The following is a 26,311-nucleotide window of genomic DNA, read 5'->3' on the forward strand; positions in this document are numbered from 1 at the left end:
CTTGTTCGCAAAGGGAAAAAGTGTTGTATCCAAAGGGAAAACCGTAAAAGAAGCGGTAGCCATCGCGTTAGACCTTATGGGTGAAACGATGGAGCATGTGGATATTGAAATTCTCGAGACGGAATCCAAGGGAATACTGGGTATTGGCTCAAGACCTGCGGTAATACGGGTAACGCTCAAGGAAATGGGGGCCGTATCCGAAGCGGAGGACCCGGTGTCCATGGCCACGCTGGAAAAGGAGATGGCCTCTATAGAGCCGGCGGAGGATCGCTTGCTTCCCCCGCTCTCGCCAGAGAAGCGGGATGAATCCGATTTATTAGGAAAAGTCTGGGTTGCGGATGGAATGATCTTTTGCAAAGACGCGGAAGATCACTACCCGCTCATTTCACCAGGGAAAGATATCAAATTTTATAAAAATGACGAACTCATTGAAAAAACAGTGGTGGTCAGCGAACAAGATATTCTTCATGTAGAGCTTCAAGACGACATACTGGAGCCGCAATGGGAGATCGTGGTAAGCGATGATAAAATGGAAGCCGTGCTCAAGGTAGTCCCGGGAGCCCGCATCTACCGCAGGCTAAAAGAAAAGGCGCCTCACTCCTATATCCAGCTGGAAGTAGAGGAACATCTGATCCCCGTGACGATTGAAACCGGACCCGTCATGGAAAAGCTTCGCGAGTTGGGGATTGTGTACGGTATCGACTATACCCAGATTGCCTCGGCTTGCACGAGTGATGAGCCAGGTGTATTCGTCATCGCGAAAGGCAATCCTCCGAAACCCGGTAAAAACGGCTGCTTCTTATCGCTGCAAGATATGGAAATCAAAAACGGCTTAAAGGAACGTTCGGACGGTACGGTCGATTACCGGGAGATTCGCGAGTTTCCTTCTACGCAGCCCGGACAAGTTTTAGGTATCGTCCAGCCGCCTGTGCCGGGGATGCCTGGCACAACGGTAACCAATGAACCTGTGTTTCCTCCGGAAGTTTTACCCTTGGTTGTTCATGAAGGGAAGGGCATAGTTCTGGTTGGGGATGGAACCAAGGTAGTTGCAACCGAAGCCGGACATCCGCTCATTAAAGAGAAGGGGACAACCGTCCATATTTCAGTCGTTCCCAAATTAATGATCGCCAAGGATGTCGACCTTCAGACTGGAAATTTGCATTTCGTTGGCGATGTTGAGATTGTTGGCTCCATTCAGGATGCCATGCTTGTGGAGGCTCAGGGTAATGTACTCGTTCATCATAATGTAAATCGGGCAAAAATATTTGCAGGCAGCTCGATTATTATTCGAAAAAATATTATTTCAAGTGAAATCAACGCAGGGAAAAATCATATGTTGATCGCGGAGATTCATCACATTCTTGGGGATCTCATCCAGCAAATGCGGAGCATGATCAATGCGATACATCAGCTCTCGACGGTATCGGCATTTAAAGTTTCCTCTTTTTCCCAGGCGGGGCTTGGTCCCCTAATTAAAATCTTATGCGACGGAAAGTTTAAATCGTTTCCTCAGCTTACGACGTCGCTCATTCATAAGATTCAAAGCGGTACGGGAGTATTGGAGGAAAGTTGGGCGGAATTTAGCGAACGATTGTATAAGGGGTTTATGCTGACCCATTCCGAATTCAGGTCCGTGGAGGAGATGGTTCAGCTTATGAAGCGAGCCGAGCAGCTATTTACCGACACGCAAGAAAATTCGGAAAATGCCGATTGCTTCATTAAAGCAGGCTACACCCTGAACAGCCAGCTGTACTCAAGCGGCGATATCGTCATTATGGAACAAGGGGTGTATAACTCCAAGCTGTATGCGGGTGGATTTATCGAAGTGGACGGATATATCCGCGGCGGTGAAATTTATGCAGCCAAAGGTGTGAAGATTAGCGAGGCTGGAGCTAAGGGCGGCATGAGTACAAGAATCACGGTCCCCAAAGGCGAGACGATTCGGTTGAACAGGGTCATGGAAGATACGATGATCCAAATCGGAACGAAAATGCACAAATTTACGACCCAATCGTCGAACGTGTATGCACGTCTCGATGAAGAGGGGCAGCTGCTGATCAAGTAATAGGGGGTGTCGGAATGTTTCATTACGTCATTGAGCAACAAGGTTCAAAAACCGTCACGTCTTTCGAAGGAGATATGGATATCGATGTAACGGAATTAATGGAAGACGAAATGTTACCGAAGTTATTGGAAAGCAAGGAGATTGAAATCGATTTTGCGAAAGTTCATTTTGTAGATTCGTCGGGCATCGGTTTGTTGATCTCGCTCATTAACAGCCTTCGGGAGCAAGGAAGCCAAGTTGTTATTAAAAAAATTAATCCGGAAGTGATGCAGGTGTTTTCACTCCTCCAGCTTCCGGAAATACTGGGTCGTGATGTGTTTGATGGATTGGAGCAGCAATGAATCATCGCAGCAACCCTGTTGATTAAGCGGTTTGTAAAATTTTCGCTTCCAGGTTGGCTCTGATCATTCTAATCCGCTGCTTCACATAAAAGTCATAAGCCGCTCCTTTCAAATCTTTAACGGAGATGGGCAGGTCCGAATCGTTATCCATAATGATCATTGATCCATCATCAAAAAACTTAAAAGTAAGATCGACCCAATTAGCGTCAGCTATCGTAAGGATCTTCTCAATCTGGGCATCGGAAAGATCGCGGCTGTTCGATTCCATCAGTTTCTTGTAATAGTCTCTTTCAATGAATCTGACTTTGATAGCGTTCATCGTCTACACCCCTCTCCATTATAGAACAAGCGTTCTTATACCTAATTATACAGAACAATTGTTCGCAGTCAAGTGCATTTGGTATAATGAACTTGCAGGGAACACAACCTAACGGGTATAAACAAGGAACCTGCCGAAAGGAGACGCCGGGCTATGGACATACAATTGTTGACGGATATGATCAAGGATGACCGCGGCAACTATTACGTGGCGGTTTACAAGAATGGAAAAGAACTGACCTTAGTAAACGCAGCGGTGGAACGGGCTTTCTATGAGGTATTGGAGTTTAATGAAGATTTTAAAACGAAGCATGCGGAGTATGAGCGCCAGTTCATCGGCAAAATAGCCATGGATAAGTTGCGGCACGACGTTGTTTACGCGTCCAGAGAGGACGGTCATGGACGCATGTACGATCTGGATGCGGTTGCCGGCGCATACCGGGTTACGTTTATCGATTCGATCGAATTTTACCGGAATCCCCGAGCCGGACGCAGCTCGAATTGAAAATACGGTTTGTCAGACAAATAGCTGGCCGCGCTCTGCGCGGCCAGCTATTTGTCGATGTATGCCTGATTAATGATGTCCGGTGGCCGCAGCGGAGCTTGAGATCCCCGGTTTGGGCTTCAGGTTCACGAGTAATATGCTGACGAGGACGAACAAGAGACCGACTCCCAAATGAATCGTAATGGGTTCGTTCATCATAAGAGAGCTTCCGGTAATGGAAACCAGCGGGATTAAGAAGGTGAAGGAGGCCACTTTACTGGCTTCTCCGGTACCGATCAATATAAAGTAAGTCAGCCAGCCCAACGCAATGACGAAAATGGAGATGAAGAGCATAATGGCTACGAAGGATGCGTCCCACTGAATGCTGGACCAGGCTTCCGAGACCGATCCGGAACCCATTAACAGAATGCCTCCGATGATGAGCTGCATCGCGACAAGCCATACGGAATCCGCACGATCTCCGATTTTCTTCATATAGACGGTGCCGAAAGCCCAACAAAGCGCAGTACCGAGAGCAAGCAAAACCCCGACTAACGAAATATTCCCGGTCAGTGCGCCTGCGCTTATGGTGGCAACACCTGTAAATCCGAGAATCAAACCGATGATTTTCAGCCTGTACATCGATTCGCCGAGCCACAGCCAGGAGAAGATGCCGAGCAGTACGGGCTGCAAGAACACGATGGCGGAGAAGAGTCCGGCGGGAAGATAACCCAGTCCTATCGTTTGCAATCCGTAAAACAGAACGATATTAAGTAAGGCCGATAACAAGTAGATCGACCAGTTTTGCTTGAAGCGAAGCTCTTTGTATCGAAACAGCCCAATGAACACCAACAACAGTCCGCCGATTTCCGTTCTCAGACCGGCAAACAGCAGCGGCGGCGCGTAATGCAGGGCAAGCTTGGTTAAAGGCCAATTCACTCCCCACATGACGATTAAAAATGCGAGCAGCAAAGAGGCCTGTTTACGTGACGGTCGATGCATGAATAATCGCGCTCCTTGTTGTTTACTGATTGTATATGATAAGCTAAATGATAAGATAAATAAAATGAATGATTTTTATAAGGAGCATTAGTAATTAGTTATGACGATAACCCAGTATATGGTGTTCGCAAAAGCGATGGAGACCGGTAGCTTCACCAAAGCCGCACAAGCCTTGAATATGACCCAACCGGCGGTCAGCCACGCCATTTCCGGTCTGGAGTCCGATCTGGGCGTCAGTCTGATTGTCCGCGACCGCAGAAAAGGCATTGTCCTCACCGATGTGGGTCAACGGGTGCTTGTTCAGATTCGGGAAATTTTGCAGCGGATCGAGAACATTGAACAGATTGCAGCAGCGGAAAAAGGGCTTGAAGTAGGAACGATTCGGATAGGAACGTTTCCGAGCGCGGCGGCCCATTTTTTTCCTAAAATCATCGATTTCTTTCAACGAAATTACCCCAATCTCCGGCTTGAGCTCCATGAAGGAACGATCGAGGAAGTGAAGGAATGGTTGCGGACGAGGGTCGTGGATGCCGGCATCATCATACTCCCGGACGGGAAGATGGATCATATTCCCATACTGCGGGATAAGATGGTCGCGGTCTTAAGGGACGACCATCCGTTATGCCTTCGAGCCTCCGTCACGATCAACGATCTGGACAGTGAGCCTCTGATCGTTTGTCATGGGGGCTACGATGCGCCGATCATCGAGATGTTTCACCAGGCGGGAGTCAGATTGAACATTGCGTATGGGGTTTACAATGTAAACACGGTGCTGAACATGATCAAGGAGGGCTTGGGCGCGGCCATCCTATCCGGCCTTTCCCTCACTCATTTGCCCCCAGGCATCCAAACGCGCGATCTGGAACCCCGGGTTTACCGGGATGTTAGCATTGCCGTACCTTCCTTGCCGGAATGCTCGCTTGCCGTTCAGCTGTTTATCAAAACGATGAAGCAATTATTCGCCCCGGATTCGAATATGTTTCAATAAAATATTTGTTCTATCTGTTACACATAGCAGAACAAGCGACTTGTTGAGGGAAAGATTCCCGCGATACGATACTAATGCTAGCTATGCTCAAGCCATACGCTTCCTGTTTGATTGAATATAACCATTAGGAGGTATCTTGATCAAAGACAATCACATTAAGGCTGCCGGCGGTTTGCGCGAAGCGGTCACGAAGGCACGGAAATCGGTGCCTCACACGATGACGATTGAGGTGGAAGTCGAGAGGCGTCGGTCGGCGTCGACGTCATCTCCATGGGGAGCCTGACTTACTCCGTGGAAGCGTTGGATATCAGTTTGGACTTATATGCTAAAAAATCGGTATACACCTAAAAGAAAGGGCCCCTTGCGGGCTTTTCTTCTTTTAGGCGAATATGCAGAAAAAGGTGAATGATGGGAGAATTGTTGGCTTTATTATCCATGACGTTATTTGCTGTCAATATTATCATTACGAAGATGGCTACTTCCCGGTTGAGCTTAACGCTAGGGTTTTTTATTTCCGCTTCGGTCAATATTATGTTTTCCACGTTGTTGTTCGCTGTTCAATACATGGTGAAGGGTGACATTCAGCCGTTTCATCTTCAGGCATTTCTCTTGTTCTTATTGTCCGGCTTCTTCGCAACTTTCCTGGGACGATGGTTCTTCTTTGAAACGATTGAACGGCTGGGGCCGGCTAAAGCCAGCACGTTCCAGACGAGCAATCCCGTATTCACCGTCTTGATTTCATGGGCTGTGTTGGGCGAATCTCTAAGTGTAGGCAAATGGTTCGCCGTTATCACGGTATTGTTCGGATTGTTTCTCGTGAATTACGTGAAGCCGAAACGGGCATTGACTGCGGAAACCAGCGCTGCCGATTCGGAAATCGCAGCTGCCGGGCAGTCGGGCGGGAACGTGCTCCGGGCGTTGTTTCATCCTTATATCCTGTTGGCGCTGTTGAGCTCGTTAAGCTACGCCGTCGGGAATATTTTGAGGGGATCGGCGGTACAGCAGTGGAACGAGCCGATACTGGGCGCATGGATCGGGGCTGTAGCCGGACTTTTGCTGCATATGACGTTCAGCATGAAAATCAGTACCGTCGCCGATCAAATTCGAAACGCCGACCGCCGGGGACTGTTGCTTTATGCGAGCAGCGGGGTTCTTACGATCACGGCGCAGATTTTATACATCGCGTCAATGAAATGGCTGCCGGTTTCGATCGCAACCGTGATCAATATGTCTACGCCGATTCTGGTCCTGCCGATCAGCTATTTTCTTTTGAAAAATCAGGAAGGGATCACATGGCGGACCCTGCTTGGCGTCTTGCTGGTGCTGGCTGGAATCAACGTCATCATTTTGATGTAAAATCATGCTTCGGAATTATTAATAGTAGTATTAATAATCCCGCAAGTTCGGATTCGCTCGAGCGCGTATAATGGAGTCATACCACATTACGAAATGAGTTCCGCATCGTGGAATGATAGAGGGGGAGGGGCATAATCGCTGAGCGTGAGAAAGTTCAATCCTTGGAGAGGGCTTTACGAATTTTGGAATGTTTCACGATGGAAAAGCCGGATATGTTTCTTGGCGAAATCGCCGAGAAGAGCAAGCTTTCCAAAAGCACCGTCCACCGGCTGCTCGCAACGATGATCCTATGCGGATACGTCAAACAAAACGAAGACAATCAGAAATACAGTTTAAGCTTGAAATTGTTCAGGCTGGGGTCGATCGTCGGAGGAACGATGTCGCTAAGGAGCGTCGCATTATCGTTTATGAAGCAGCTGTGCGGGGAAATTTCCGAAACCGTCGGCTTGAGTATAGTCGATGACGATTATCGGGTATGCATCGAGATGGTAGAGAGCGCCGAAGTCGTTCGGAATTTCGTCAAGGTCGGCCAACGGGTTCCTTTATATCAGGGAGCATCCAGTATGGTGCTGCTCTCGTTCATGCCCGAGCCACGGAAGCGCCGCCTGATCGAACAAGGAGAGAAGGACGGGCAGCTGCTTATGACAGCACCCGAGCTGATGGACCGCCTCGAACAAATCGTCCGGCTAGGGTACGGCACTTCCGTCAACGATCGAATACCCGGAGCTTTCTCGGTTTCCGCACCGGTATTCGATCATAGCGGTCACGTTGTCGCCAGCTTAACGGCAGCCGGCCCCGTTCAAAGACTGACGGACAATCGGCTGCAATTCCTCATCGAGAAGGTGACACAAAGCGCCCATCAAATTTCCGCTGCTATGGGTCATTCCGGTGTCATGATGGAAACAACCCGATAAACCGCATGATTATGAAAGCGCTCTATTTTGACTTTGTGCAAGGAGGGATGCAGGTTGGATGCTCAAGTCCATGAATTAAAGCTGCTTGTGACGAAGGCTGTCCGGATGCTGGAGCGTATCGAGCTGCTGGATAATAACGGCCATGTCAGTGTCCGAATACCCGGAGCAGACCGTTTTCTGATCAATTCGCGTAAAGCGAGCCGGGCTTCACTTACCGTTCATGATATTGTCATGTGCGACATGGAAGGCCGACTCGTCGAAGGAGATTCGGAACCGCCTAGCGAGTTCCACATCCATACGGAAATCTATAGAAGAAGAGCGGATGTCGGCAGCGTCATTCACAATCATCCTCATTATCAAACCGTGCTGGGCATAGCGGATATTCCACTAAAGCCGGTGTTTGGGGTCGGGGCCTTCGTACGGGATGTACCGATGTTCGAGGACTCCAGTCTGATCAATACCCGGGAATTGGGAGAACAAGTGGCGGAGAAGCTGGGCAAGGCCAGTTCCGTTCTGCTTCGTCATCATGGAACCGTTGTGGCGTCCGAGAATGTCCAAAGCGCGTTTACAATCTCCGTGTTTCTGGAAGAAAATGCAAAAAAACAATATGACGCCGCCTTGCTGGGACCGAACATGAGGGTGCTGGAGGGCGACAATCTGGAACGCACCCGGTCCTCCAACTGGCAGCCGAGCATCATCCAAAAATTGTGGACGTATCACCAGGAGAAAGCGGAAAAGCAAGGTGCGCTTAGCGGAATCGAAGATGACAAGGAGGACGATCATCGATGATTAGTCAAGAACAGAACGAGTTTCTAACGCAAGTCGGTCCAGGGACGCCGCTTGGTCTATTGCTTCGCCGTTACTGGTTTCCGGTTGCTGCCGCATCGGATCTAAATAACACCTATACCAAGAAAGTGCGATTGCTTGGCGAAGACTTGGTTCTATACCGCGACAAGTCGGGCCATTTGGGATTGGTTCAGGAACGATGTCCGCACAGAGGCGTCTCCATGGTGCACGGCATCCCCGAACAAGACGGGCTCCGCTGCCAGTATCACGGATGGTGCTTTAACTCCAGCGGACAATGTACCGAACAGCCTAATGAGCCGGAGCACAGCACCTTTAAAGACCGCATAAAAATCGCTGCCTATAAAGTTCAAGAGATGGGCGGACTGATCTTTGGTTACATGGGTCCGGAGCCTGCTCCGCTGCTGCCCCGATTTGACGGGTTCGTCGTCGACAACGCGATTCGCGTCATCGGTCAGGCGGTGCTGCCGGTGAACTGGCTGCAGATCATGGAAAATTCGATGGATCCGGTTCACACGGAATGGCTGCATGGGCACTACCATGAATACATTACGACACAAAACGGGTCCAAGCAGGAAGTAGCTTTTCAACGCAAGCATTTGAAAATCGAATTTGACCGGTTCCAATACGGTATCGTTAAACGCAGGCTGCTTCACGGTCAAACGGAAGACAGCGATGATTGGAAAGTAGGCCATCCGGTCGTGTTCCCTTATATGCTGGCTGTCGGCAGCGGCGGACTTGGCACTTACGCCTTCCAAATGCGGGTGCCGATTGACGATCACCATACATGGCACGTTTGGTATAACGCTTATGTGCCGGGACCGGACGTAGAAATTCCCGACAATCTGAAAGAGGTCTGTGTCTACGAAGTGCCTTATAAGGATCAGAACGGAGCGTTTATTACCGATTACATTGACGGACAGGACATTATGTGCTGGATTACGCAGGGTGCGGTTGCCGATCGTACCAATGAGAAGCTGGGCACGACGGATAAAGGCATCATTCTATTCAGACAGATGCTGAAGGAGCAGATCGCCAAGGTTGCGAAGGGGGAGGAGCCGATCAATGTGTTCCGCGATCCTGCCGCCAATCAGTTCATTGAACTGCCGCTTGAGCGTAAAAAGCACCATTTCAGCGAAGGCTTCGCCAGTATTACGCAGCGGTTTCAGACGAAATATTGCCCGGTTGCCCAAGATTTAATCGCCTTATTCGAACGGGTAGGAGTCCATTAATATGAGCGAACCAGCCAAGGGACCGGATAAGGTCAAATTTTGCAACGGATGCGGCCATTCGATGCACGATCCCAGCAGCATCATCATTGAATATTGGAGCTCTCATCATACGGTTTATTTCTGCTGGTGCCACGCTTGCGGCTGGAGAGGGGAAGTGGTGGAAGTGAAACGTATGATTACGACCGAGACGGAGGAATAGCCTATGATTTCCGAACCGGGACCGCAGCGTCCGGTGATCCGTGTAGGGATCGCCGGACTCGGGACCGCAACGAAAGCGATGCTTCCCGCTTTCCTTAAACATCCGGGGATACGCATTACCGCCGCCGCTTCCCTGGATGAGGAACAGCTTCGCCAATTTCATGCCGATTTTGCTGCGGAGACTTATCCTAGTGTGGAGCGGATGTGCCTCTCGCCCGAGGTGGACGCCGTTTACATTGCTACACCGACACCATTTCATACGGAACATGTCCTGCTCGCCGCCTCTGCGAAGAAGCACATCATTTTGGAAAAACCGATCGCCACTTCGCTGGAAGAAGCGCTCCGGATGGTAACGGCGGCAGAAGCGGGCGGGGTGACGATGGTGGTCGGCCATTCGCACAGTTTTGACCCTCCTATTTTAAAGATGAGAGAAGTGCTTGAAAGCGGGATCATCGGGAAGTTCACAATGGCCCATACGTGGTGCTACACCGATTGGATGTATAGGCCTCGCCTGCGTGAGGAGCTCCGAACGGAATTGGGCGGCGGGGTGACTTTCCGGCAAGGCGCCCATCAGTTCGATATCATCCGTTTGCTGGGCGGGGGCAAGGTCAGAAGCATTCGGGCGTCTGCCGGCGCTTGGGACCCCAAGAGGCCGACGGAAGGCAGCCATGTTGTTTTTTTCGATTTTGAAGACGGCGCTTCCGCAACCGCCGTGTATAACGGATACGATCATTTCCATACGACGGAATGGACTTCGAACATTGGAGAATGGGGTGAGCGGGTGACAGCCGGAGCTTATGCGTCCAATCGCAAAACGATACGGGCCATGAGCTCGAGCCAAGAGCAGGCGTTAAAGAGCAGCCGCTCCGGTTACAACGGCAAGTCGTCCATGAAATATGCGGACCGTGATGTGCAGCAGCCCTTTTTCGGTCTAACCATCGTCAGCGGGGAACGGGGCGACATTCGGCAAACGCCGGAAGGTCTGATGGTGTATGGCGAAGAGGGAGTCGAGCATCTTAAGCTTCCGCAAGATGTGAATGGGCGTGATAAGGTCGTTGAGGAATTTTATGAGGCGGTGATTCAAGGGAAGCGCCCTGTTCATGACGGAAGATGGGGGCTGGCGAACTTGGAAATTTGTTTAGCCGCACTGAAGTCGTCCCAGGAAAAAAAGGAAATCGTGTTAAGCCACCAGGTGCCGCTGAAGTAGTCAGGATTAGCGATCGTTACTCGTTGATGTCTTCATCGGCACTTCTTAAAGAAACGATTTGTAAGCGATTACAAACAATTTCTAAGGGAGATGAAAATTATGAAACAAACAAAATGGAAGCAACTGCCGCTTACCTTACTGTCGTTCGCCTTATCCATCGGGATGGCCGCCTGTTCCGGCGCCCCGTCCGAGAAAGCCGCCGCCAGCCAGCCGGCTGCTGCTTCCGGCGCATCCGGGGCTTCCGCTGCAGCCGGAGCCGCTGAGCCAAAGGCCGATCTTCAAATTGACAAAAACAATAAAAATCCGATGACGGTTACGCTTGCAGGAGGGTCGGTCGGCGGTTTTTGGTCGGGTATGGGGCAAGTGATTTCCAAGTCGTTCTCGACTTCTTATCCGGGCTCGGCAGCCACCTATGAACCGGGCAGCGGCGCGGGGAATATCAAGCTCATTGACGAGGGGCAAGTCGAATTAGGCATCGTGCAAGCTATTGAAGTGACGGCTGCCAAAAACGGTATCGCTCCCTTCAACAAGAAATATGAAAACCTGATGGCGCTTGCTACGATCTATGACAACGCTGTTCTTCAAGTCACGGTCCGCAAAGATTTTGCAGATAAGTACGGTTTAACCGGTTTAGCGGATATTTCCGCCAAGAAAGCTCCCGCAAGAATCGCCATTAACCAGAAAGGAAATATGAATTCCCTGGGGGCGAATACACTGCTTGAGGTCAACGGCATTACGGAGGCGACCTTGAAGCAGTGGGGCGGGTCTTTAACCTGGACAGGAAGCGCGCAGCGGTTTGAGGCTATGCAGAACAACCGGATGGACATTTCCATCGACTTCGTATTTGCGCCGGATTCGAAAGTGGAGGAAACAGCCGTCAATACCGAGCTTGTCCAGTGGAGCCTCGATCAAAAATCCAAGGACGCCCTGAAGAAAGTATGGGAGCTGAATGATATTGTTGTGCCGAAGGGTACTTATAAATGGCAGAAAGAAGATGTGAATACGGTAACGCTGAGCGCCGTTATTCTCGTAAGTAAGAAAGCAAGCGTACAAGATCAATACAAAATGGCGAAAGCTCTAGTTGACAATGTCGCCATCCTCCGGGAATTGCACCCGGCCATGAAAGAGATATCCGCGCAAAAGCTGGCGGATACCGGGTCCGTTCCGTTAGCGCCCGGAGCCAAGGCCTTATTTGAGGATGTCGGTGCTCTGAAAAAATAATGAACCTCTACGAGTAGAAATCGCTGAAGTCCTAACAAGATGGAAAGGTGGTATTCAACTTGACGAATGAACATACAGAAGCACCAGGCTCCGGGTTCAAGGAGTGGTTTCGGGAAGGGGCTTTGCGAAGACCCCAGGGCCTATTCCGCATCGTCATTATTGGTTTTGCCTTGGCCTTATCGATTTTTGAAATTTGGCTCGGTGCGATCGGGAATATGGATTTGTTTCAATATGCGGCAATCTTTTACCCTTTTGTACTGGGGATCACGTTCTTGTTATACAGTTCCAGGAAGAATGTAAGAAATGATCTTCCGACATGGTGGGATATCATTTATTCCTTGCTCTCATTCGCCATATGGATTTTCTTTATGGTGAACACGCCGGAATATTTACAAAGAATCCCGTTATTCAACGAATTGACTTCGCTCGAAACGTTTGTAGGGATTGTTCTTGTGGTACTGACGCTTGAAGCGACACGCCGCACACTGGGCTCCTCCTTGACGATTATCGTGCTCGTCTTTATGGCCTACACCGCTTTTGGCCATTTAATTCCCGGAGCTTATTCACACCGGCTGATTACGTTAAATCATTATTTGGACGATATGGTTTACACCGTTAACGGTATATTTGGAACCACGATTGGCGTTGCGGCCACTTACGTGTTTATGTTCGTCCTGTTTGGCGCCTTCTACACGCAAGCCGGCGGGGGAGACTTCTTCTTTAAATTTGCTGCCATGCTCTCCGGCCGTTCTGTCGGAGGACCGGCCAAAGTCGGCGTTATTTCCGCCGGGATGTTCGGCATGATCTCCGGCAGTCCGACGGCGGATGTATTGACAACCGGCTCCGTCAATATTCCGATCATGAAGCGTATCGGATACAATCCGGTTTATGCAGGCGCCGTAGAGTCTGCGGCCTCGGCCGGAGGAAGTATTGCTCCGCCGATTATGGGTTCCGCGGCATTCCTGATGGCGGAATATGCCGGCATTCCCTACAGCGACATTATGATTGCGGCCATCATACCGGCGGTATTGTATTATATGGGGATCTTTCTGCAGGTCCATTTCCGTTCGAAAAAATTAAATATGCCCACCATGGACAGTGTCCCTAAATTTAAGGAAGTGATGAAAGAAGGCTGGATGCATCTGCTGCCTATCTTATTCCTGATATGGGGAATCGAGCAGGGATACACCGCGCCATACGTCGCCATTTTGGCTTGCGCTCTGATCATTGTCATGAGCTGGTTTAATCCGCAGCGAAGAATCGGCCTGCGCAAAATCATCGAAGCGTGCGAAGAAACGCTCATACGCGTCATTCCCGTCACCTTGGCTTGTGCGGCGGCGGGCATGTTTATCGATGAAATTATGCTGACCGGGCTGGCCTCCAAATTCGGAACGATGATCTTCGAGTTTACGTTCGGAGATATATTCTTGTCACTGGTAGCCACAGCGATCATGTGTATTATTTTCGGAATGGGCTTGCCGACGTCCACTTCGTACATCTTGACGGCGGCGCTTGCCGCGCCTCTCTTAATTAATTTGGGTGTCAGCGTCATGTCTGCGCATCTGTTTATCGTGTATTATTCTGTGCTTTCGTGTATTTCTCCGCCTGTAGCAACCGCATGTATCGCCGCAGGCAGCATCGCCCAAGCGGACCCGAACAAGATCGGCTGGGCGGCTTGCAAACTCGCCTTGGTCGCATTTATTATGCCGTTTATGTTTGTGTATCAGCCCGGATTGCTCATGGAAGGAACCATCGGTACGATTCTCGTTGCGGTCTTGACTTCCGCGATTGGCATCGCTTCCTTGGCTGCTGCAGTGGAGGGCTGGCTCCTGAAAAATCTGAACGGGTTTGAGCGTTTAGTCATTTTCGTAGCGGGAGTCATGATGATTTTCCCTCAAGCTTATATGGATATTATCGGGATTATCGCTGCGTCGTCGGTGTTGGTCTCCAAGTATTTAAGTCGGCGCGCACCCAACTTAACGGAGAATAAAAGTATATGATGAAATCATGGGTGGAACGACTTCCGGAGGCAGAGCGGGGAACCTATGAGCAGCTAGGTTACCATACCCGTCAAACGATGGGTTCCAGACCCGCGTTGTTGATCATTGACTGCACGTACGGTTTTACGGGTTCCAGACCGTTACCTTTGGAGCAGGCGACTCAAGAATACCGGACTTCCTGCGGAGAAGCGGCGTGGGAGGCGATGTCCGCGATCCGGCAGGCCGCCGGGCGGTTTCGCGAACTTCAGCTTCCGGTCGTCTATACGGTTATGGACCTGCGGCAAGGGACTTATGCGGGGACGGCGACAAAGCCTAAGTCGGTCACGCATGAAGCTCACGAATTATTTAATCAATTCGCGGAAGACATCCGACCGCTCGACCGCGAATGGGTGATGCCGAAGACCAAAGCAAGCGCCTTCTTCCACACCCCCTTGCTGAGCTATCTCATCAGGCAGCAGGTGGATGCCCTTGTCTTATGCGGAGGCTCCACCTCCGGTTGTGTGCGGGCGACAGCCGTTGACGGATTTTCCAACGGGTTTCCATGCTTCGTTATGGAGGACGGTTGTTTTGACCGCTCCCGATTTGCACATGAAAATAATTTGTATGATCTGGACGCCAAGTACGCTTCCGTACTCACTTGGGAACAATTGAAGCCGTCCATTTCCGCAAACCGCCTTCCTTGATTCAATCTGCCGTTATGTGACAAAAAATCGAAACTTGTTCCGCATGGCGGCACAGCTTTGTTTATGGCAGGGAGCGCGCTGTTAGAATGGGCATAAAGCGATTGAAGCAAGGGAGAATTCGAATGAGGGTGCCGCCGTTAGAAATCGATTTGTTGAAGACGTTTCAACGGGTTGTCACATCAGGGAGCATCAGCAAAACTGCAGAAGACATGTATTTATCGGTGTCTACCGTCACCGGAAGAATCAAAGCCTTGGAGGATGAGGTCGGTGTCCCGTTGTTTGTCCGAACGGGCCGGCGGATTGAACTCACGGATGCAGGAGCGGCGTTCGTCGCATACGTGGAACGGTTTATGGATCTCATCGAAGAAGGACGGAGCCGGATTCATGCCAGGGGCATGGCCCATGCAGGGCATCTGAATATCGCTGCGACGCCGTTCTTCACCAGCTACATGCTGCCGGACATGATCAGGAGGTTCGCTAAGAAGTTTCCGAAGGTAAGGCTGAAGTTGTCGGCTTGCTCCAATTCCCAGGTACTCAGTTTGGTCACGCAAGGGAAGGCGGACATCGGCATGGTTCAGGAGCAGCCGCAGGAGAAGGGCCTCGTCCGTTATCCGCTGCTCCGCGATCCGGTCATCCCGGTAGTGCCCAAGGGACATCCTTTAACCCGGCTTGAGGCGATCGGTCCGGAAGACGCGGCGTCATGCCCCATATTGGGGTTCGATACGCGTTCGGAGCCATGGAGCCTTCTGGAGCAATGGTTTGCTCGGCACCGTCTTGTTCTCCGGGTTCACATGGAATTCGACCATCCGGAAACGCTGAAACGATATTTGCAGCCGTTCGGCGCTATCGCTTTCCTGCCTGGTCTCACCGTTGCTGAAGAGCTGGAGAGCGGGGATTTGGTCAGTCTGCGGATGGCGCCGCCGCCGGATATCCGCTCTTCCTTGTTTATGGTCTCCCGAAGCGAAGCCTCGAATCATGCACAGGCTTCCCAAGCCTTTATGGAGTTTGCCTTGCGGGAAGCTGCGGAAATAGCGGGGGGTGCCGAATGAACGTATTCCACCTGGATGTGCTCGGCCAGTTGATAGAACACAGCAGCTTAAGCCGGGCGGCCGGGGAGCTCGGCGTATCGCAGCCCGCTGTCACGATGCGGATCAAGGCGCTGGAGGATGAGCTTGGCGTACCTTTAGTTAGCCGGGCAGGCAACAAGCTGACCGTAACCGCCGAGGGCAAAGCGTTCTACGAGTGCGCCCGAAGATCGCTGCGCGTGCTCAAGGATGGCCTGGAACGTCTGGCCGATGCTCAGAGCAGCCCGAAAGTGCGGCTGCCTGTGGCAGGAACCCCGACCATCATGACTTACTTTTTACCTCCGCTGATTGGCGATTTTATCCGCAAGCGGCCGGAATGGGATATGCCGCTGCACATCGGGAGCACGCGCGAAGTGATGGAAATGTTGTTTGACGAGGTCGCCTACGTCGGATTTATCGCCGGATACCTGGAGCATCCGGACATGGTCAGCCTTCCGATCTGCGCCTATCCATTCCGGCTTGTTGCTGCGCCGAAGCATCCGCTCGCCCAATGCCCCAGCCTCCATCTTTACGACCTGAAGAACGAACCGCTGCTGATCAGCGAGAGGGAATCCAATTCCTCCTATATGATCCATAATTTGTTTCGGGAGCACGGCCTGCCGATCCGCATCTCCATGGAATTGAACCATTTCGATGCGGTGAAACGGATGGTGATGGCCGGTAACGGCATCGCCTTTCTGCCTTCCATCGTCGTGGATCAAGATGTCGAAGCAGGCAAGCTCGTGGTGCTGCCGCTTCATCTGAACCGCCCGATCAGACGGGAAATCAGCCTGATTTTCCGAAAAACGAGGATCGAGCATCAGGCGCTCGTCGAGCTGATGCGGCAATTCATGCTGTGGCCGGTCGAATTGCACACGAAGGCTTGAGTTACTTTACTCAAACATGGTATGATGAATCTGCCGAACTACTTACATAATTTCACATACTTCCGGTTAATTTGTGTAAACGGTTACAGAAGGAGAGATGTTCATGGCAGGAAATCGCGCAGTTGTTTACGTTGGACCAGGAGAAGTGGAGGTTCGGGATATCAGTTATCCCGAATTGATTTTGCGGGACGGACCGGGTGTCAACCCGTTGAACGTCGGCAGGAAATGTGAGCATGGCGTCATTCTGAAGGTGATCACGACTAATATTTGCGGCAGTGACCAGCATATGGTGAGAGGCCGTACAACCGCTCCAAGCGGCTTGGTATTAGGGCATGAGATTACCGGAGAAGTCATCGAAGTCGGACGCGATGTCGAGTTTATTAAGAAGGGCGATCTTGTTTCCGTTCCCTTTAATATTGCTTGCGGCCGGTGCCGGAACTGCAAAGAACGCAACACGAATGTATGCTCGAATGTGAATCCGGACCGTCCGGGCTCGGCCTACGGCTACGTGGATATGGGAGGCTGGGTCGGCGGCCAGTCGGAGTACGTCATGGTTCCTTACGCGGACTTCCAACTGCTTAAATTTCCGGACAAAGACCGTGCTATGGAAAAAATTCTCGATTTGACCATGCTGTCGGATATATTCCCGACGGGATATCATGGCGCAGTAAGCGCCGGTGTCAAGCCGGGATCTACCGTTTATGTCGCGGGTGCCGGTCCGGTCGGTTTGGCTGCGGCCCACTCCGCCCAGCTGCTTGGCGCAGCTGTTGTCATCGTAGGCGACCTGAACAGCGAAAGATTAGCGCAGGCCAAGAGCTTTGGGTGCGAAACGGTTAATTTGCGCGAGCATGCGAACCTGGCTGAGCAAATTGACCAAATTCTAGGGGAGCCTGAAGTGGATTGCGCGATCGACTGCGTAGGATTCGAAGCGCACGGCCATGGCCACGCGCATGGCGAAGCGCCTGCTACCGTATTAAATTCGATTATGGAGGTTACACGTGCGGGGGGAAGGCTTGGCATTCCCGGACTCTATGTAACCGGTGACCCGGGCGCTGTCGATGAAGATGCCAAAATCGGGACCTTAAAAATCCGATTCGGCTTGGGCTGGGCCAAATCCCATACGTTTGTAACCGGACAAACGCCGGTCATGCAGTATCACCGGGAATTGATGACGTCCATCCTGAGCGGAAAAGCCCAAATCGCCAAAGCGGTCAACGCTACTTTGATCTCGCTCGACCAAGCGCCTGCCGCTTATTCGGAATTCGATAAAGGCGCTTCCAAAAAGTTTGTAATTGACCCTCATCTTTCCGTAAAACGATAATAGACCTGCATGCAGGTGCGAAAGAGGATGCCAACGGCAACAGCGGCATCCTCTTTTTTGTATGGCGGCACTCGCTCGCTGCTTCAATTTCCTTCCAAGGCTTTTTCCGCAACCCGATGATCGATGCCTTCTCTTAATATTTTGGCCGAAAGCACGCCGATGACCAGGGACCAGACGGGCGCAGCAATCCCAAGAAAGGTCACGTTGGACACAGCGATCGCAAACGCAAACACGGTGGAATAGCGGTAGGTGGATTCCGAAAAAGCGGATTGCAGGCTGTTCATCAACACCCCGATCAACGTAAATCCCGCGATAATGGTAATAAAAGAAAGCGGCAGCACCTCAATAAAAGAAACGGCCCACCACGCGAACAGGCCAAACACAAGCACCAGGCTTCCTGAAACGACACCCGCCCAGTAACGTTTGTGTTTGGGGCCCGATTCGTCCTGGCTGCAGATGGCGCTCATCATCCCTCCAACGGTGGCAGCATGTCCGCCGAATAAACCGACGAAGGAAGTGGCCAAGCCCGAAATGACCAAGATCCGGTTGACGGGCAGCTCGAAGCCATTTTTTCGGAGCGCGGCAAGGGCTACGGCAATATCGTTGCTTAGAATCAGTACGGCGACCGGTATCGTGATCGAGATGAAAGCATGCGCGGTAAAGGTAGGCATTACCGTTTGCGGCCATGCGAATACCGCTTCTTTCATCGGCGGCAAGGAGCCGCTGACCGCAAGTCCTATGATGCCGAAAACCAGTACCCCGATGATCGGCGGGATTTTCTTGGATATTTTCGGCATGATCAAAAATCCGAATACGGCTAACCCGCCAATAAGCGGAGCTTGCTTGAGGGCGGGAACCATTTTGACGATATAGTTCAGGACCAATCCCGCCAGCATGGCGTCCAGCATCGGTTTCGGAATGTAACGGAGCCACTTGTCGAACAGGCCGGACAACCCGACCAGCGCAACGACGACTCCCGCCAATATGTAGCTCCCTGCCAGTTCGGATAAGGAGAACCCGGAAACAGCCGTGCTTAAAAAGGCTATCGCTGTAATGGAATGGCAGCCGGCGATTGGAATTTTGTACATCAGCGCCAAAGCAAGATTCAATAGGCCGCCGATGATGTAAACGGCACAAATCCAGGAAATGAGCACAGGCCTGCTGAAGCCTGCGGCGTTCGCCGTATCAATCACAAGAATGAGGCCCCCTGTATAAGCCATTAGAGCGGATATGATACCGCTGGATACGTTCTGCGTGTTCAAATGTGGCACCTCCAGCTTCATCTAATTCTTTTATTATAATCCTACCTGTCAAGCCCCCGCATTTCATGCATGGCAAGAGTTCAATTTTCCGTAATAATAATAGCCCGTTCGAGTCATAGGAATCTCTGGGGGAATAAGTAAAATTAAAAATGTGCCATGGAAAGGAACGAGGCCCGTTCCCGTCTCGCAACAAGTAAGTAGGGACGCGGTCCATCTAAGGAATGGCGAAGGAGGAGGGAGCGAACGTGCAGTTTGAGATTCGCAAGCTGGGGAACAGCGGCCTGCCCGGTATACCGGAAGCAAGGACAGGCGGAAGCGGGACAACGTTGGACAAGTTTGTAGCGAATACGGTCAATCGGCAGCTTGCTCCAGGAGATCTGCTGCCCCTGAGCCCGTACAAGCCGCTTGTGGTGTTATGATGCGCGGGTTGTTGATCAGGCAGTGGGCGATAGTTGGCATAGCCGTAGCTCTCGGTGTGTGCCTGTCCGGAGGGGAGACGGCTCTAGCGGCCGATAACGGCGCGTACCTGAACCTTCAGCAGTTGATCAATCGCACGCCGAAGGGAGGCACGCTTACACTGAAGTCCGCCGAGTATGAAGGCGCGATAACGATTGACAAGCCGATCCGGATTCAAGCGGAAGGCAACGTCCGGCTTAGAAACGGCGCGAACCAATCCGCCGTTCAGATCCGTGCCGACGGCGTACATGTGCAAGGCTTGCAAATTGTTCAGGAAGGGCGGGAAGAAACGGCTGCGGTTCTTGTGACGGCGAGCGGTGCCGTATTGGAATCGCTCGACATCCGTACGCGTTCCTACGGCATCGTATTGCGCGACGGCGGGCGCAATGAAATTCGCCATACCGCGATCCGTTGGATGGATAGTCCGGGTCAGCCGGCTGTCAAGCTGTCGGATAAGCGGAACGGCATCGATCTTTTCAATTCCCATGACAACCGGATTGTCGACAATTACATTTCCAGTATGAACGATGGCATTTATATGGAAAACAGTCATCGCATTCAAGTAGAACGCAACCGGATCGAGCACTCCAGATACGGCCTTCATTGCATGTATATCGACGGAACGGTCATGCGAGACAACGTAGGCTCGTATAACGTGACGGGCGCGATGATCATGGGCGTGAAGGATGTCGAAGTGACGGGCAACAAGTTCTTCAAGCAAAGCGAAAGCGTCAATTCGCAGGGCCTGCTCTTTTATGATGTGCAATCGTCGCGCATATTTAACAATAAAGTCGAAGGGAACCGGGTCGGACTTTATATCGAGCAATCGCACCGCAACGAGTTCCGGAACAACGAGGTCGTGCAAAACTTCGTTGGCGTCCAGTTTCTGGAATCCGAAGGGAACCGCTTTGTGTCGAATCGCTTCACCCGCAATGTCATTGAGGCGGAAGCGAGCGAGAGCAAGCTCAACGCGTTCTCTGGAAACTACTGGGAAGCGTTTCGCGGCATCGATACGAACGGCGACGGTTCCAGCGAGCTTTCTTATGCGATCAATCCTTTTTTTCAGCGGCTGACGTCGGCTACGCCCGCCTATCAATTATTTTTTCAATCACCGGGCATGCTCTTCCTCGAAAGCATGTATACGTCGGGTAAAGCCGAATGGTCCGTCGATAAAGCGCCTTTAATGAACCCTGAAATCCGCAGCGAAGCGGGAGATGCTTCTTCCGGTTCGGCAGGCACGCTTGCTGCCGGATTGCTGCTGCTGTTTCTTTCCGTCTTTACAATTTTATATCTGGGGGTAAAACGAACATGAAAAAACAAGCTTGGTCGGTTCTCGCTGTTCTCTTCGTCATTGCTATGTTATCCGGGTGCGGACAAGCCAAGTATCAGGCGATTCCCATCGATGAAGAAACCGACAAGTGTGAAATTTGCAATATGCAGGTCAAAGACGACGCCTTTGCCGTACAATTGACGACGAAGGAAGGAAAGACGTTCAAGTTTGACGATTTGGGCTGCATGAATGAGTGGAAGCGGAAGAACGGCACGGCCAACATCGGAGCCCAGTTTGTGCGGGATTACAACAACAAAGAGTGGATTCCATACGAAGATGCTTCCTATGTATACGACCCTTCATTTAAATCACCGATGGCTTACGGCATATACGCATTCAAGGATAAGGCGGAGGCCCAGAAATTTATAGACGGGCAAAAGAAAGGCAAATTGATGTCCGCAGCAGGGCTGGGAACGCATTCATGGGAGCGCGGCAAGGGTTCGATGGATATGGGCGGAAATCATGACAAGAACGCCCACTCGGAGTCAGGCGGAAGCATGGGCGCCGGGGACAAAGGGATGCATGGCAAATGAATGTGCTGCATATCGCGCTTCGCGAAGTGAAAGTCGGCTTCAGGAACCCGTGGGCCTATTCGTTTATGGCCCTTTTTACTTTATTCAGCTTGTCTCTGCTGTTAATTAACGCGCAAAGCTTCGTACAAGGGTATTCCAGCGCCACCTCGTCGATGCTGAACCTCATTTTGTATCTGCTGCCGCTCATGACGCTGCTTCTTGGTTCGTTCTCGCTCACCGCAGAGAAGGAAGAAGGGAGCTGGCAGCTGCTGTCGACCTACCCGCTCGCTACACTCTCGTTTATTCTGGGCAAATACATCGGATTAACCGTCGTGCTGCTGACCATTGTCGCCTTCGGCTACGGTTTGACGGGGGTTGCCGGTGCGTTGACAGGGAGAGGACTGGAGGAGGACACCTTCGGACTTTTCCTAGCGTTTTCCTCCGGGCTGGTGCTGCTGTTCCTCGCGATTGCGCTCGTGCTCGGCACCTTGGCTCAAAATCGCTGGCAGGCGCTTACGATGGGCGTCGCGGTTTGGTTCTTTGCCGTAGTCGGTTGGCCGACCTTGCTGATCGCGGTGCTTGGCCTGATGCCATTCCAATGGATCAAGCCGCTGCTGGTGACGCTGACGCTGATGAATCCGGCCGAGCTGGTGCGGCTGTTCGTCGTCGTAAAGCTGGGTGGGGGGTCCGCTCTCGGTCCCGAGTACTACGAGTGGGTGCGCTGGATCGGAAGACCGGCGGGGACGTGGTTGTTTCTGGCGCTCTGCCTGATTTGGATTGCCGTGTCCGCGGGCTTCGCCCATCTGATCTGGGAGAGGGGGCGTTCTCGTGGCTGACACGGTGCTGCACCTGCAGGGCGTGAAGAAGGACATCGGCGGTCAGCCGATTATTCATTCGCTGGATATGCAGGTAGACCGCGGACAGGTGCTTGCGCTATGCGGCGGAAACGGAGCCGGCAAGAGCACCATTCTGCGCATGATCGTCGGCATTCTTCAGCCGACGCATGGAACGATTGAGGTGAACGGACTTTCATGGAAAGAAAGCCGGAAAGCGTATGCGGAGCAAATCGGGTATATGCCGGATGACTACCTGTTCGGCCAAGGGTTGTCCGCAGAGGAAACGTTAGCGTTCTGGGCTTCCTTAAGGAAAGTGTCCCCTTCGCGTGTTCACGAAACCTTGACCCTTGTCGGCTTGGCTGATGTGAAGAACAAACCCGTCACGTCGTTCTCCAAAGGGATGCGGCAGCGGCTCTTGTTCGCGCAGGCGCTTCTTGCGAAGCCCCCGCTGCTGGTTATGGATGAGCCGACGAACGGTCTTGACCCGTACTGGATGGATTCCTTCGTAGACCTGGTCCGATATGCCAAGCAGGAAGGACATGCGGTCATCTTCTCGACTCACCAGCTTCAAGTGGCGGAAGCGGCGGCTGACCATGTCGTGTTCCTGAAGGAGGGGCGGATCGTGGAGGAAGGGACGACGGCATCCTTCATTCAAGCGTACGGTTCTTACGGCCTGCAGGCTGTATTCGCCAAACTGTTCGGGTTTCGCTAGGGCGGTGCGAAGCTTTGGATAGGCGGAAGCCTCAGAAGTCTGGAAGGAGGGAAGCGAATGGGGACCGCTGGGCGAAAATGGATGGCCCTGCTGGCGGTAACGCTCATCTTGGCAGCGGCAGTTTATGCGCTGGTGCAATCGGGTACACGCGAAGCCGGAACGATTCGGCCTGGAGGACAAGCACCCGATTTCTCGATAATCGGTCTGGACGGAAGCGCCGTCAAGCTGTCCGATTATCGCGGGAAGGGCGTTCTTCTGAACTTTTGGGCTTCCTGGTGCGGCCCTTGCGTTAGCGAAATGCCGCGCATGAATGAAGCTTATCGCACCGGGATGCCAGGTGTGGAGATCGTGGCCGTTAATGTGGGGGAGTCCAGAGGAACGGTGAGCGAGTTCGCTTCGCGGCAAGGACTGGCCTTTCCCGTGCTGCTTGATCCGAGCGGAGAGGCGGCCCGGAGCTATCAGATCGTCGGCCTGCCGACCTCCATCCTGATCGACAGCGATGGCTGCATCGTGAGCGTCGTTCCCGGGGAGATGGCCGGTAGTGGTCAGGTCAAGGAACTGTTGCGCAGCATACGGCCGTAAACCTGTCTTTATCGTTTCATCCGACGGGTTGTCCGATGTCGTGAACATCGGCTTCCCGAATGAATAGAGCGGCCGCTTTACCGACGATAATCGGAAAGCGGCCGTTGTGTTGTTGTGTGGCGGATATGTTTCCTGCGAGTCGTTAAGCCCGCTGGAGCATGTATCAGACCGGTTTTAAGCTTTGTTCCCGGTACTGTTTGGCGGCAGCGACCATATTCCGGAGGGCTGCGATCGTTTCGTCAACGCCTCTCGTCTTGAGTCCGCAGTCCGGATTGATCCAGAACAATTCGGGGTCCAGCACGGCAAGCGCGCGGTCGATCATTCGCACCATCTCATCCACGGAAGGCACTCTCGGACTGTGAATGTCGTACACGCCAAGACCGATGCCGTGATCGTAGGTGTGCTCCTCGAAGCTGTGCATCAATTCGCCGTGGCTGCGGGACGTCTCGATGGAGATGACGTCCGCATCCAGGGCACGGATCGAATCGATAATATCGTGAAACTCGCAGTAGCACATATGCGTATGGATTTGCGTCGTATCCTTGACCGTCGATGTAGCCAGCCGGAAGGCAAGCACCGACCACTCCAGATACTTCTGCCAATCTTCCCGCTTCAGCGGCAGCCCCTCGCGAAGTGCAGGCTCGTCCATCTGGATCATTTCCACACCGGCGCGTTCGAGCGCTTCCACTTCGCGGCGAAGCGCCAAAGCGATCTGATAGGCCACCGTCTCCCGCGGGATATCGTCCCGGACGAAGGACCAGTTCAGAATGGTAATCGGGCCCGTCAGCATGCCTTTGACCGGTTTAGCGGTCAAGCTCTGCGCATAGACGGTTTCATCGACCGTCATCGGCTTTGTGAATTCCACGTCGCCGTATATGACAGGCGGCTTCACGCAGCGGGAGCCGTAGGACTGTACCCAGCCGTTCGACGTGAACGCAAAACCGTCCAGTTTCTCGCCGAAAAATTCCACCATATCCGTCCGTTCAAATTCACCGTGAACGAGCACATCCAGATCCAATTCCTCCTGCAAAGCGATCCAGGTCCGAATTTGTTCCCGGATAAAGGCTTCATACTGCTCCTGGCTCCATTCGCCGCTTCTCCAATGTTTCCGGGCCTGTCTCACTTCGAGCGTCTGCGGGAAGCTGCCGATCGTAGTCGTGGGCAGGAACGGCAAGTTCCACTTGCTCTGCTGAACGGCACGCCGCTCCGCAAAGGGCCGGCTCCGCTCGGACGGCTGGAGGGCGATCCGGCTCGTTTCGGACTGCACCCGTTCGTTGTTTCGGGAAGGGGAGGCGTTGAGCTCCTGAACCGCTTGACGGCTTTGTTCCAGCTCGGCTGCGATTGCCGCGGGACCTTCGTTCACGGCTCGGGTCAATAGTACGAGCTCCTCGAGCTTCTCGTTTGCGAACGCAAGTGCGTTCCGCAGCGTAGGCTCCAGCTTCGTTTCATGTGCGGCCGTGACCGGAACATGAAGCAGGCTGCAGCTTGGCTGGATCATCATTCTCTCATACGGGACGATCGGGGACAACGTGTGGAGCAGCCGGAGCCGCGCGTCCAGATCGGAACGCCAAATGCCTCGTCCGTCGATCAAGCCGACGCCAAGCGTCTTATCTGCAGGAAATCCATATTGCAGCAAATGCTCGCTGTTTTTGTCCAGCCCGTGAGCGAAGTCGAGGCCAATGCCTTGCACCGGCAGCGCAGCGATGTGTTCATACAGATCGACGGCGTCGAAGTACGTTTGCAGCATCAGCTTAAGACGTGGGGCCGCTTCGTGCAGCTTCTTGTAAACGAATGCGACCCGCTCCATATCGGCTTCCGTTAATGAGGTCGCAAGAATCGGCTCGTCGATCTGCACCCATTGCGCGCCATCCTGCTCAAGCTCGCTCAATATGCGGGCATACAAAGGCACGAACCGCTCCAGCAGCTTATCGAAGTGCTCGGTCTTGTAGCCCTTGGACAGCTTCAGGAACGTGTACGGCCCGATCAGGACGGGCTTGCCTTCAATGCCGAGACGGAGTTTGGCTTCCCGGTAGGCCAGGAGCGGTTTGTTCACGGTCAGCTGCGGCTCGGCGCCGTTCAGCTCCGGCACAATGTAGTGGTAGTTGGTGTTAAACCATTTGGTCATCTCGCAGGCCGGGGCGCCCTCGCTGCCGCGGGCCATCGCGAAATAGGCGCTCAGCGGCACTTCGCCGCCTTCGTAACCGAAGCGGCCGGGCACGAGCCCGAACATCGCTGCCGTATCCAGCATGTGGTCGTAGAAGGTGAAATCGTTGACAGGGATCAAGTCGATACCGCTCGCCTGCTGGGTGCGAAGATGGTTGAGCCGTATTTCTTCCATGCGGCTGACCAGCTCCGTCTCCTGCAGCTTTCCGGCCCAGAAGGCCTCAAGCGCTTTTTTCCATTCGCGCCCGCCGCCGATTCGCGGATATCCCAGGTTGCTGCTTAATGCTCGGTTCATAGGTATTCCTCCAGTTCATTTGTTTTCATAAGCGGTGCTTTCCCATGCAAAAAAGGCATCTTTACCCAGTAAAAGTCA

At 52.5% G+C, this 26,311-nt stretch carries 26 protein-coding genes and 1 pseudogene; 23 read left to right on the top strand and 4 right to left on the bottom strand.

Going from position 1 to position 26,311, the window contains the following annotated elements:
• Window position 1: 1 nt before the first annotated feature.
• Complete coding sequence (locus tag JMF85_RS15860; RefSeq protein ID WP_127604377.1) at window positions 2-2,065, top strand: FapA family protein; 2,064 nt, start codon at window positions 2-4, stop codon at window positions 2,063-2,065.
• Between the two features lie 14 nt (window positions 2,066-2,079).
• Window positions 2,080-2,406, top strand: coding sequence for an STAS domain-containing protein (locus tag JMF85_RS15865; RefSeq protein WP_127604375.1), 327 nt, complete (start codon window positions 2,080-2,082; stop codon window positions 2,404-2,406).
• A 22-nt stretch (window positions 2,407-2,428) separates the two neighbouring features.
• Here the strand turns inward: JMF85_RS15865 and JMF85_RS15870 are convergent, their stop codons facing one another.
• Window positions 2,429-2,725 (bottom strand): hypothetical protein, encoded by a 297-nt coding sequence (locus tag JMF85_RS15870; protein WP_054795846.1) that lies wholly within the window; start codon window positions 2,723-2,725, stop codon window positions 2,429-2,431.
• A 153-nt stretch (window positions 2,726-2,878) separates the two neighbouring features.
• Between JMF85_RS15870 and JMF85_RS15875 the strand changes: the two genes are divergently transcribed.
• Window positions 2,879-3,229, top strand: coding sequence for a hypothetical protein (locus JMF85_RS15875; protein ID WP_054799160.1), 351 nt, complete (start codon window positions 2,879-2,881; stop codon window positions 3,227-3,229).
• Window positions 3,230-3,298: 69 nt separating this feature from the next.
• Here the strand turns inward: JMF85_RS15875 and JMF85_RS15880 are convergent, their stop codons facing one another.
• Window positions 3,299-4,210, bottom strand: coding sequence for a DMT family transporter (locus tag JMF85_RS15880; RefSeq protein WP_054795848.1), 912 nt, complete (start codon window positions 4,208-4,210; stop codon window positions 3,299-3,301).
• 100 nt (window positions 4,211-4,310) lie between these two features.
• Here JMF85_RS15880 and JMF85_RS15885 point away from each other — a divergent pair, with 100 nt between their 5' ends.
• The 14 genes and pseudogenes from JMF85_RS15885 to fdhA all read left to right on the top strand — a co-directional run bounded on the left by JMF85_RS15885 (window position 4,311) and on the right by fdhA (window position 18,085).
• On the top strand, window positions 4,311-5,198 hold the full coding sequence (locus JMF85_RS15885; RefSeq protein WP_127604373.1) for a LysR family transcriptional regulator: 888 nt from the start codon (window positions 4,311-4,313) through the stop codon (window positions 5,196-5,198).
• 133 nt (window positions 5,199-5,331) lie between these two features.
• Window positions 5,332-5,546: pseudogene (locus JMF85_RS15890) on the top strand (hypothetical protein); the annotation flags it as partial.
• Window positions 5,547-5,606: 60 nt separating this feature from the next.
• Entirely contained in the window at window positions 5,607-6,554 is a 948-nt protein-coding gene (locus tag JMF85_RS15895; RefSeq protein ID WP_164751696.1) for a DMT family transporter, read from the top strand.
• A 161-nt stretch (window positions 6,555-6,715) separates the two neighbouring features.
• Window positions 6,716-7,468: an IclR family transcriptional regulator gene (locus tag JMF85_RS15900; RefSeq protein WP_258313361.1), complete on the top strand. Its 753-nt coding sequence runs from the start codon at window positions 6,716-6,718 to the stop codon at window positions 7,466-7,468.
• A gap of 54 nt (window positions 7,469-7,522) precedes the next feature.
• Complete coding sequence (locus JMF85_RS15905) at window positions 7,523-8,257, top strand: class II aldolase/adducin family protein (RefSeq protein WP_127604367.1); 735 nt, start codon at window positions 7,523-7,525, stop codon at window positions 8,255-8,257.
• Window positions 8,254-9,504, top strand: coding sequence for an aromatic ring-hydroxylating dioxygenase subunit alpha (locus tag JMF85_RS15910; RefSeq protein ID WP_127604365.1), 1,251 nt, complete (start codon window positions 8,254-8,256; stop codon window positions 9,502-9,504). The genes JMF85_RS15905 and JMF85_RS15910 overlap by 4 nt, the downstream gene beginning before the upstream one ends.
• Window position 9,505: 1 nt before the next feature.
• Window positions 9,506-9,703, top strand: coding sequence for a hypothetical protein (locus JMF85_RS15915; RefSeq protein WP_054795852.1), 198 nt, complete (start codon window positions 9,506-9,508; stop codon window positions 9,701-9,703).
• Window positions 9,704-9,706: 3 nt separating this feature from the next.
• Window positions 9,707-10,909 (top strand): Gfo/Idh/MocA family protein, encoded by a 1,203-nt coding sequence (locus JMF85_RS15920; protein ID WP_127604363.1) that lies wholly within the window; start codon window positions 9,707-9,709, stop codon window positions 10,907-10,909.
• A 99-nt stretch (window positions 10,910-11,008) separates the two neighbouring features.
• Window positions 11,009-12,130, top strand: coding sequence for a TAXI family TRAP transporter solute-binding subunit (locus JMF85_RS15925; protein ID WP_201318489.1), 1,122 nt, complete (start codon window positions 11,009-11,011; stop codon window positions 12,128-12,130).
• A gap of 59 nt (window positions 12,131-12,189) precedes the next feature.
• Entirely contained in the window at window positions 12,190-14,130 is a 1,941-nt protein-coding gene (locus JMF85_RS15930; protein WP_155614318.1) for a TRAP transporter permease, read from the top strand.
• Window positions 14,127-14,813, top strand: coding sequence for a cysteine hydrolase family protein (locus tag JMF85_RS15935; protein WP_054795859.1), 687 nt, complete (start codon window positions 14,127-14,129; stop codon window positions 14,811-14,813). Before JMF85_RS15930 ends, JMF85_RS15935 begins: the two co-directional genes overlap by 4 nt.
• 122 nt (window positions 14,814-14,935) lie before the next feature.
• Window positions 14,936-15,862, top strand: coding sequence for a LysR family transcriptional regulator (locus JMF85_RS15940; protein WP_054795860.1), 927 nt, complete (start codon window positions 14,936-14,938; stop codon window positions 15,860-15,862).
• Window positions 15,859-16,764 (top strand): LysR family transcriptional regulator, encoded by a 906-nt coding sequence (locus JMF85_RS15945; RefSeq protein WP_155614317.1) that lies wholly within the window; start codon window positions 15,859-15,861, stop codon window positions 16,762-16,764. The genes JMF85_RS15940 and JMF85_RS15945 overlap by 4 nt, the downstream gene beginning before the upstream one ends.
• Window positions 16,765-16,867: 103 nt before the next feature.
• The gene (gene fdhA, locus JMF85_RS15950; protein WP_127604353.1) at window positions 16,868-18,085 is read left to right on the top strand and encodes a formaldehyde dehydrogenase, glutathione-independent; all 1,218 of its coding nucleotides are present in this window, start codon (window positions 16,868-16,870) and stop codon (window positions 18,083-18,085) included.
• Between the two features lie 83 nt (window positions 18,086-18,168).
• Here the strand turns inward: fdhA and JMF85_RS15955 are convergent, their stop codons facing one another.
• Window positions 18,169-19,347: a benzoate/H(+) symporter BenE family transporter gene (locus JMF85_RS15955; protein ID WP_230876008.1), complete on the bottom strand. Its 1,179-nt coding sequence runs from the start codon at window positions 19,345-19,347 to the stop codon at window positions 18,169-18,171.
• Window positions 19,348-19,592: 245 nt separating this feature from the next.
• Here JMF85_RS15955 and JMF85_RS15960 point away from each other — a divergent pair, with 245 nt between their 5' ends.
• From JMF85_RS15960 to JMF85_RS15985, 6 genes are read left to right on the top strand one after another with little or no spacing between them, the layout of a single operon-like run.
• A complete protein-coding gene (locus JMF85_RS15960; RefSeq protein WP_201318490.1) occupies window positions 19,593-19,766 on the top strand; it encodes a hypothetical protein in 174 nt (57 codons plus the stop codon).
• On the top strand, window positions 19,763-21,115 hold the full coding sequence (locus tag JMF85_RS15965; RefSeq protein WP_201318491.1) for a right-handed parallel beta-helix repeat-containing protein: 1,353 nt from the start codon (window positions 19,763-19,765) through the stop codon (window positions 21,113-21,115). Before JMF85_RS15960 ends, JMF85_RS15965 begins: the two co-directional genes overlap by 4 nt.
• Entirely contained in the window at window positions 21,112-21,666 is a 555-nt protein-coding gene (locus tag JMF85_RS15970) for a nitrous oxide reductase accessory protein NosL (protein WP_201318492.1), read from the top strand. The genes JMF85_RS15965 and JMF85_RS15970 overlap by 4 nt, the downstream gene beginning before the upstream one ends.
• Window positions 21,663-22,481, top strand: coding sequence for an ABC transporter permease (locus JMF85_RS15975; protein WP_155614313.1), 819 nt, complete (start codon window positions 21,663-21,665; stop codon window positions 22,479-22,481). The genes JMF85_RS15970 and JMF85_RS15975 overlap by 4 nt, the downstream gene beginning before the upstream one ends.
• Window positions 22,474-23,193 carry an ABC transporter ATP-binding protein gene (locus JMF85_RS15980; RefSeq protein ID WP_127604343.1) on the top strand — a complete coding sequence of 240 codons (720 nt, stop codon included), beginning with the start codon at window positions 22,474-22,476 and terminating at the stop codon, window positions 23,191-23,193. Before JMF85_RS15975 ends, JMF85_RS15980 begins: the two co-directional genes overlap by 8 nt.
• Before the next feature lie 57 nt (window positions 23,194-23,250).
• Window positions 23,251-23,775 (top strand): redoxin domain-containing protein, encoded by a 525-nt coding sequence (locus JMF85_RS15985; RefSeq protein ID WP_201318493.1) that lies wholly within the window; start codon window positions 23,251-23,253, stop codon window positions 23,773-23,775.
• Between the two features lie 163 nt (window positions 23,776-23,938).
• Here JMF85_RS15985 and metE read toward each other — a convergent pair whose 3' ends face one another.
• Window positions 23,939-26,233: a 5-methyltetrahydropteroyltriglutamate--homocysteine S-methyltransferase gene (gene metE / locus JMF85_RS15990; RefSeq protein WP_201318494.1), complete on the bottom strand. Its 2,295-nt coding sequence runs from the start codon at window positions 26,231-26,233 to the stop codon at window positions 23,939-23,941.
• Between the last annotated feature and the right edge of the window lie 78 nt (window positions 26,234-26,311).

Source organism: Paenibacillus sp. EPM92, from assembly GCF_016586185.1.
GTDB classification, from domain to species: Bacteria; Bacillota; Bacilli; order Paenibacillales; family NBRC-103111; genus Paenibacillus_G; species Paenibacillus_G validus.